This window comes from Acidithiobacillus sp. TH-A36, from assembly GCF_057473445.1.
The window spans coordinates 1-5,457 of record NZ_JBYCKP010000051.1 but is presented as its reverse complement, the minus strand read 5'-3'; the positions used below and the strand labels follow the sequence as shown (position 1 = coordinate 5,457).

At 55.3% G+C, this 5,457-nt stretch carries 4 protein-coding genes; all 4 read right to left on the bottom strand.

Features of this window, described 5'->3' with window-relative positions:
- Positions 1-75: 75 nt before the first annotated feature.
- Entirely contained in the window at positions 76-840 is a 765-nt protein-coding gene (locus tag AC2VLY_RS01330; RefSeq protein ID WP_486921646.1) for a tyrosine-protein phosphatase, read from the bottom strand.
- Between the two features lie 2 nt (positions 841-842).
- A complete protein-coding gene (locus AC2VLY_RS01325; protein WP_486921645.1) occupies positions 843-3,344 on the bottom strand; it encodes a polysaccharide biosynthesis tyrosine autokinase in 2,502 nt (833 codons plus the stop codon).
- A 10-nt stretch (positions 3,345-3,354) separates the two neighbouring features.
- On the bottom strand, positions 3,355-4,440 hold the full coding sequence (locus AC2VLY_RS01320; protein ID WP_486921644.1) for a polysaccharide biosynthesis/export family protein: 1,086 nt from the start codon (positions 4,438-4,440) through the stop codon (positions 3,355-3,357).
- A 12-nt stretch (positions 4,441-4,452) separates the two neighbouring features.
- Positions 4,453-5,457, bottom strand: a 1,005-nt coding sequence (locus AC2VLY_RS01315) for a phosphatase PAP2 family protein (RefSeq protein ID WP_486921643.1), incomplete at its 5' end; no start/stop codon positions are given.

The window sequence follows — 5,457 nt, the reverse complement described above, 5'->3', positions numbered from 1 at the left end:
ACGCCAGCCGTTACCTGGTTAATGTCCATACACCGGCAAGCGGGTCGGCATTAGAAGTCTTAAAGATTTTTGCCGTCAATGGCTGTTTGCTGCGCTCAATGGGGCAACCGCCGAATTGACGGGTACACCGCGTTTGGTGAGCGTGCTCAGGCCGGGGCGCATATAGCGTTCCAGTTGTTCTACCCGGTGTAGATCGGTGCCCCAGAGTGTGGGCAGGTTTTGTGCCAGCAGGTGACGTGCCAGGGTTTGTGGATGGGGTCCATATTGACCGACCAGGCTGCCGATGTCGCATTGCAACCAGGCGCCTGTATGCTGGATTTTTTCCAGCCAGACAGCGGGTTGCTGCTGGACGTAACGGTATCGTTCAACATGCGCCAGGACTGGCTGATAACCGGCGCGCTGTAATTCGATGAGTATGTCCGTGCCAACAGGGCCGGGCATGAGGACCGGGAATTCCACCAGAACCACTTTCTGTTCTCCCAGTGGTAAATAAAGCAGATTCTGCTCCGTAATGGCTGTCAGCATGCTCTCATCGGCAAAATACTCGGCGGCCAGATGCAGGATAAAATCTCCTGATAACTGTTGCTGGAGTTCTGCAAAGGCGTTGCGCAATCCTTGGGGGTGGTTGTCGTAGGCACCGGGGTAAATATGCGGTGTCAGCACCGCGCCGCCATACCCCAACTGTTGCAGGCCGGAGATGGCTTGACGGGTTTCTTCCAGCGTACGGAGTCCATCGTCCACACCGGGCAGAAGGTGGCAATGAAAGTCCCAGCGAGGAGCAGTCTCCGGCGCGGTTTCCGGGCCTTGCCGCGCAAAGCGCCCCGACCAGAGATATGACATATTCAACCCCATAACCTCCGGAGCCAGCTACGCAGTTTTTTCTGCCAGCGTTTTTCAGGGCGGGTTTCGCCGTAGTGGTATCCGTATCCATAACCATAGCTGGCATTGACGCGCACCCCATTGATAATGACGCCTAAGGGCTTTTCGAGGTTGATCAGCCCTTGCAGGTGCTCTTTGAAGGCTTTGCGCGGCGTGGCATGTACGCGGGCAACCGTGAGGATACGGTCTGCCTGACTGCCCAAAAGCAGGGCATCGCCCACCATGGGAAAAGGTGGGGTATCCAGCAGAATGTAATCATAGGACTGGCGTATTTCCTGCAATATCTCGGCAAAGCGCTGCCTGCCCAGATATTCGCTGGGGTTTGGCGGCGTATTGCCTGCAGTGATCAGGTCCATATGGAGTGCCTGAATGGGGCGTACGGCTTCCTGCCAGGAATGCTGACCGGACAAAACCTCGACAATACCCGGTGTCTGGGCGATGCGGAACATTTCGTGGATATGCGGCTTGCGTAAGTCGGCATCTATAACCAGCACTTTTTTACCGTCCTGGGCGATGGTCGCACCCAGTTGATAGGCGACGGTACTTTTCCCGTCCTTGGGCGTGGCTGAGGCAATCATCAGGATTTGTCCGGCGCTTTGTCCGGCGGCCAGATAAACATTACTCCGCAGCAGACGCACTGCCTCACCAAATCCCGAACGCGCATCGGGCAGCTCAAATTGCTTCGATGCATTGGAGGTATTGTGATCGGCGGGCAGAAAACCGTATACCGGCAGAAACGGATAAAGATGCTGTATTTCTTCATCGGAGCGGAAGCTGGTCAGCAAAAGAAATCTTCCCAGTACCAGCGCCATCCCCAGAAAGGCACCCAGTAAGCCAAACAGAATGACGGTTTTTTTGCCTTTGGGCGAGACGGGGAGGTTGTGTACCAGGGCGGTATCCAGTATCCGGTTGCGGGTAATGGTACTGGCCTTGTGAATGGCGGCTTCTTCCTGTTTTTGAAGCAGGAACATATACAACTTGCCCAAAACCTCGCTGGAGCGGGTGAGGGAGATCACTTTCAGTTCGGCCTTGGGGTATTTGCCCATTTTGGTTTGATATTGGCTGAGCAGTGCGTCCAGAGACTGTAATTGCTGCTGTGCGGTTTGAGTCTGATTGTCGATGAGGTTGTGAATGGCCGACTGGATGGAGTGGATTTCTGCAAGAACCTGAATGACTTGCGGTGCTGCCGGGGTGTAGATTTTTTCCAGCGAAGTGAGCTTGGTCTGCGCGGCGGCCAGACGTCCGCTCAGCTGATTCAGGACCGGGTTGTCAATGCTGTTGAGAATGTATGGGTTGATGGATGCCTGCGGTGCAGAGAGTTGTTGGCGCAATTGCTGCAGGGTGTGCAGTTGCAGCTCTATTTGGGCACGTTGCGTTTCGTAGTCGGCCTCCTGTTTGATCATGGCCTGTGCGCCGGCAGAAACCGCAATGACACCCGTATGTGCCTGATAGTGCGCAAGGCTGGCATCGGCTGCCGAAAGCGCAGTGCGGATTTTGTGCATTTGGGTGCTGAGATAATCATAGCTGGCACCGGCCTGTCCGGTAGCCCAGGCGTGGGTTTTGTCCAGATAGGTTTGCATGAGTGTCTGGACAAACTGCCGGGCAGCAAAAGGATCGGTATTCTGGTAATGCACGTTAACAATATAGGTGGTTTCCGCACTGCTTCCGGAGCCGCCGCCTAACTGATTGACGCCCAGCGCGCCGCTTTTGGTCATGGCATCATAAACCGCGCGCGGAGTCTGTATGCGTAAATGGTATAAGGTATGGGCGGGAGGGGTGTAGTGGGGGCGGATCGCCTGCAGTTTCAGACGGATTCCGGGGCCAATGGCATCTTGCCCAAGCTGACCCTGCAGTACCACTTGCTTGTCTTTCAGTATCTGGTAATGGCCGTTTGCAGAAAAAAGAACGTCGAGTTTTTGCTTGTTCAGTGCGGGGCTGGTGACATCAGCCAGCGAGGCATGGAGTCCGTTGGCGGGCGTTGCGTAGATGGACAGGGAGCGACCGCCCAGCAGCCAGTTCCAGAAACGCTGGTTTGTGGCTGCTCCGTCCGGCCATACCTGAGCATTGAGCCCGCTGTCGAGAATCGCCTCTTCAACAAAATCCCGGCTGCGCACAATGTTGACCTGAGTGGCCATGCTGGAGCCTTGCATGAGCCCGGAGAGTAACGAGAATCCGCTGAGTGCGCTGGAAGAGACCGATTGGCTTTTTTCTGCACTTCCCAGATACAGGGAGCCGCTGGCTTCAAAAACCGGTTTGGCAAACAGGACAAAGACAATCGCCAGAAAGGCGGCGACACCACCCAGATAGACGGGCAGGCGCCAGCCCGCTCGGATCGCCTGAAAGAGTGGGCCAAGCTCGATTTCATCGCTGCCTTCTGCCGCCTGGCTGGGCATCATTCCGCCCCGCATGGCTTCAAGGTTTGCGCTGCTGCGCGCTGGTTGCTGTGCTGAGGTATGATCCGTCACAAATATTTTCCTATTGCTGCAAGTATTTGATGGACACAAAGGGATTCAGGATATCGCCAACAGCCTGTAACGAGGGCAGCAATAATTGAATGGTCTGATTCCAGCTGCTGACCGCCGTTTGCGGGACGAAAACAATATCTCCGGATTTGAGCCAGAAAGGCGCGGCTTTGCCTTCCAGGATGCGTCTTGCATTGATGACGTAAAATTGTCCGGTGGCGCCTTCGGAGCGAATGACGCGTACTTCACTGAGGCGTGCAGTAGTCAGGCTGTTGGTATTCATGCCCGCGTCAGAAATGGCCTGTAACAGACTCAGGCGACCATTGGGAAAAGGTACCGGACCGGGTTTGTTGACCGCGCCGAACACATAAACCCGCATGGTACTGATACTGGGGATGACGACGGTATCCCCGGTTTTCAGAGGGATATTTTGCTGCAGATCGCCAGCCAGAATCAGTTTATGGAAGTTGATGGGCAGTTTCTGACCATTTTGTACCACATAGGCACTGCGCAAGTCGGCATCAGTCAGGTTGATCGAACCGCCCAACGCCATGGCCTCCAGCAAGTTGAGCGGTCGGTCGGAATAAACCAGGCCGGGTTTGATGAATTCACCCAACAGGTAATAGCGGATACTGTGCGCAACCTGCAGCTGTACGCTGACCTTGGGGTCAATGATGTAATGGGCATAAAGATGGCTGAGATGGGCCTGCAGCTGTTTGGTGGTCATGCCGGCCACATGCACGACGCCCAGCAGGGGAAGCTGGATATTGCCATCATTGGTAACAATGGCCCCTGCCAGCCCTGTGGAACTGCTTATGGGCGCGGGAATGGACAGTTCGGGATGGAGATACACCGAGACGGATACCACATCACCTGCGCCCAGATGGTAGGTGATGTTTTGGTGCAGCAAACGCTCCATGGCGGCACGGGAAAGATGGTCTTCGTGCTGGGACAGTACGGCAGAGGGGAGCTTTTGCGGGGCTCGCTGGTAAGGACTGGCGTTGGGTCCATCGGTCATGATGGCGCAACCGGAGAGGATGGCGCTGGTCATGGCGATCATCAGTGGTACTTTTACCCATTGTTTATTCAGTATTTTCACAAGTGGTTCCCGTTAAAATTTGCCATAAAATCCTACGCCATCGCCAAACAGCATGAAGCCGTAATTACTGTCTGGAAACAGTCGGTTGGTCAGGTCTGCCGTCAGCCAGCCGACAAAGCCACCGGCAACAACATCTGAGGCCCAGTGACCATTGACCGCAATAATGCGGCTGATCCCTACAAGAACTGGCAGACTGTACAGCCAGGGAAGATGGTAGTTTTGTGCGTAGGGCGTAATGAGCGCGAAGGCGATGGCGGTGTGGCCGGAGGGGAAGGAAGCGGTGTTGCCGGTGCCGCCACGGAAAATAAAACTGGTGTCGAAGAGCGTGTACCGTGAGCTGAAGGGATGAAAGCTCATGGAATTGCTATTGGGGCCACTGGGTCTGGTTCTGCCAAATGCATATTTCAGCGCAAAAACTTCTACGGTGGTGGCTGCTGCTGCGGTTAAGGCAACACTGGAAGTGTGCACCAGCTTGGCGCTGGCCCAGGGGCTTTGAAACCAGGTGGTTCCGGCGAATATAGCGGCGCTGTCGGTAATGACATCCGCAAAATTCAGGGCGATATGCTTACGGACGTTGTAGCTGATATGGGTTTCTGCGTATTGATTGATGCCATGATCAAACGCAAATATAACGCCGGTTGCCACAACGCCAATGCCCAGTACGCCGAGTGGTGTGTCATACCAGGGCCAGGGCTTTTTGGCGGAAGGGGAAGAACCATTTTCTGGAGAAGGCAGCAGCGCGTGCGGCGAAGATTGCAGTTCCTGTTCCAGAGGCTGATTCCACCAGGGAGGCACGGATGGTGACTGCGGCGCTATGCTATGACTTTTGGTAATGGCAGATTGGCTGGAAGTGCGACTGGGCAGGGTCGCCGCTGCCTGCTCATAGGACGCCGGAGCGAGGCCTGCTGCAATGAGTTTTTGGTTGGGGGCCTGCCCATAAGGATAAGTGGCCATCCAGGCAAGACTTTCCGCAGAGGCTGTGCCTGCTCCCGCCAGCGAAGTCAAAACAGTGCAGAG